This window comes from Janthinobacterium sp. BJB426 (assembly GCF_002735705.1).
In the GTDB taxonomy this organism is placed as follows: domain Bacteria; phylum Pseudomonadota; class Gammaproteobacteria; order Burkholderiales; family Burkholderiaceae_D; genus Janthinobacterium.
The window spans coordinates 1-2,870 of the sequence record NZ_PDZL01000047.1; the positions used below are offsets into that span (position 1 = coordinate 1).

Here is a 2,870-nt window from a genome sequence, read left to right on the forward strand (position 1 = left end):
CCAGCACGTAGAGTTCATCGGCCTCGGCGATGCCATGCAGGCCATGCGGCCGGTCCGTCTTCGCCACGCTGAGAAAACGGTGGCGCCAGCGAAACGTGGTGTTGCGGTGTAATCCCAGCTGCTGAGCTGCCTGGCGCACCGACCTGGAATCAAGCAGGCAATCGGCATACGCGATCCATAGCGCCTTGTGACGCAAGCGGGCCAGCGGCGTGCCCGTCAAGGCATTGAAAGTGCGCCCGCAAGGCACGCAGCGGTAGCGCTGCAAGCTGTGCGCATGGCCATGCCGGTGCAGGTGAGGCGAGCGGCAGGCGGGACAGGCCAATCGCGGCTGCGCCACGCTTTCCAGCAACGCGACGGTCGCGTCTTGCGGTGCGTTGCCACACAGCAGGGCGATGCCTGTTTGCCGCTGGCGTCGGTTCAGGTGAGCAAACTGGGCGATAAAACGGATCCATTCGGCTGGCTGCATGATCTGCTCCCTGTGTGGTAACTATGCAGAGTCAGACAGCAATGCCAAGGGAAGATTCCGGCAGTTCCCCTATTTATCGATGACAGAGCCATCTTCAATGAGTTTCGCCAGCTCGCGCGGCACCGCCTGGGCCAGGAAATCGAGCGCCAGCTGTTCCGGATCGATGGCCGCGTCCAGCGGCAAGCCATGTTCAAAGCCCCCCACCATGGTGCGGCAGAAATGCGGCGATTCCGCCCGCGTTTCCACATACCAGCAGCCCGCATGGCCTTGCACGAAGTATTCGCCGATAAAGTAGCCGAGCATGGTTTTTACCCACTGCCAGCTCTCGTCGCGGATGACGATGGTGCGCATGGCCGCGTCGATGTACGGCAGGTACTCGGCCGCGTTGGTCAGTACTTCGTGCGCCGGCTGGATGCCCAGGCGCTCGACAAAATTCACCAGCGAGGCGCCCAGCGCGTCATAGTAGGCGTCAAAAGCCGTTTGGCTTTGTTGCAGTAACTGCTCTTGTTGCATCAACTGCATTCCCACTCTCCCTCCAACAAATTCACTGGCCGACGCGCGCGCGGCCGACAGCCGCGAGCGCATCAGCGTCCTATATCGTGAGCCGATGAATGTCGACATTCGACATTTTTCGAACTTAGCCTCCAGCCCGTAAAGCGCCATGAGTGGCAAAGTTTACCAAAAAATAGGAGTGTTCCAAAATTTAGGGTAGATTCGGTGCCGCATGGAACGCCGATAGCGATTTATTGAGCGCGTCAAATACGTGCTTCTGGCTTTCTTCGATGAAGAAGTGGCCGCCCGGGATTTCGCACCAGCTTTGCTCTCCAGTGAATTCGTGCGACCACGCACTACGGTCCTGCCGTGTCATGGTCTCATCGTCCGATCCGGAAAGCATCACCAATTCGCCCGACAGCAAGGGGCCCGGAGCATACACATACGTTTCGCTCAGCGCAAAGTCGGCTCGCAACGGGGGCAGAAACAGATCGATCAATTCGGGTGTTTCAAAAAATTCATCTGGCGTATCGCCACTAATTCGCAGCTCCTCAATCAGCTCCGCATCGGACATGACATGCAAGCGCGCTTCCTCCAAGCGGGATGGCGCCTTCTTGGCCGATGCGAAGAAGATAGCCGGACTTTTCCCCATCCCCTGCAGCCGGCGGGCAAGCTCAAAACCGACAAGAGCGCCGTTGCTATGTCCAAAGATGCCAAACGGCCGGTCGAGCCAGGATTGCATTTCAGCACTCAACAACTCCACCAGGCGATCAACGCGATCAATAGGCGCCTCATCGAATCGAGTGCCGCGTCCTGGCGGCTCGACACACACCAGTTCCACATGCGCATCGAGATTTTTTTGCCAATTCAAGTAAGTGCTTGAACTGCCTCCCGCATAGGGTAGGCAGAATAAACGAAACGATGCCTTCGGGCGTGGGGACGGCGTAAAAATTCCATTTAGCATAGTCATATCATTTCCTTAAGTGCGACGCAAATCAGGTGGCCTGCGTCGGGTTGTTTGCAAAATTATTGTCGTGCGTCAGTCGGCATATTGACGGCATAGAGGTCGAGCTCGGAAAGTTCGATATGCGATAGCGCGGCGCGTACTGAAGCGACCACATCAGTGAAAATGGCGGACATCCAATACGCCACAATCCATCCCGGAAGCGAAGAATTGCCCTACCCTTCATCCGCCTCTTCAGGAAGTCCAGTAACAGCACGTAGACTGTTGCAGGACTAGCGCACAGCAAAGCGCACAAGAAAAGCCTCCGGCGACGGCCAAGCAATATTGATTTCAACATACAAAGATGGTCCTATTTATTCTTCCTGGATAACAGCAACACGGGAATTGATGACGCGAACGGCAAGCATTTGAATCGTTGGCGCCACAAAAATGTCACGCACCGCAATGGGCAAGCCGGCCTTACGGCATTGACTGGCAAATCGCATCGCCAACAGCGAATCTCCTCCCATGGAAAAGAAGTGGTCGTTGCGGCCCACGCGATCCACCTTCAGCAAGGCTACCCATACGTCCGAGAGAGCTTGTTCGACGTCGCCCTGCGGCGCCTCGTATGCACGCTCCTCGTCCCTCTCCAGTTGCGGCAGCACCTTCACATCGAGCTTGCCGTTGGCTGTCAGCGGCCATGCCGCCACGGCCATAAAAATGGATGGCACCATGTAGTCGGGCAGGCTCTGGCCAAGCTGTGCCCGCAACGGTGCGCTGTCGATCACCGCCTGCGCATTGAGCACGTAGGCAACCAGGCGCACCTGTCCGGCAGAACCTTGCTCGGCCAATACCACCGCGTCGTCGACACCTTCGCAGCCGCGCAAGGCCGACTCGATTTCACCGAGCTCGATGCGGAAACCACGGATCTTCACCTGATGGTCGCCACGTCCAAGATATTCAAGCTCG

The 2,870-nt window shown here is 57.5% G+C and carries 4 protein-coding genes; all 4 read right to left on the reverse strand.

Translation table 11 applies throughout. The features are described from left to right. Positions 1-466, reverse strand: a 466-nt coding sequence (locus tag CSQ93_RS28430) for an IS1/IS1595 family N-terminal zinc-binding domain-containing protein (protein WP_199534541.1), incomplete at its 3' end; no start/stop codon positions are given. A 69-nt stretch (positions 467-535) separates the two neighbouring features. Further along, positions 536-988 (reverse strand): hypothetical protein, encoded by a 453-nt coding sequence (locus tag CSQ93_RS28435; RefSeq protein ID WP_158301412.1) that lies wholly within the window; start codon positions 986-988, stop codon positions 536-538. Positions 989-1,169: 181 nt separating this feature from the next. Beyond that, positions 1,170-1,928: a thioesterase II family protein gene (locus CSQ93_RS28440; protein ID WP_099380917.1), complete on the reverse strand. Its 759-nt coding sequence runs from the start codon at positions 1,926-1,928 to the stop codon at positions 1,170-1,172. Positions 1,929-2,275: 347 nt separating this feature from the next. Beyond that, the coding region (locus tag CSQ93_RS28445) for a phosphopantetheine-binding protein (protein ID WP_158301413.1) at positions 2,276-2,870 on the reverse strand (595 nt) is incomplete at its 5' end.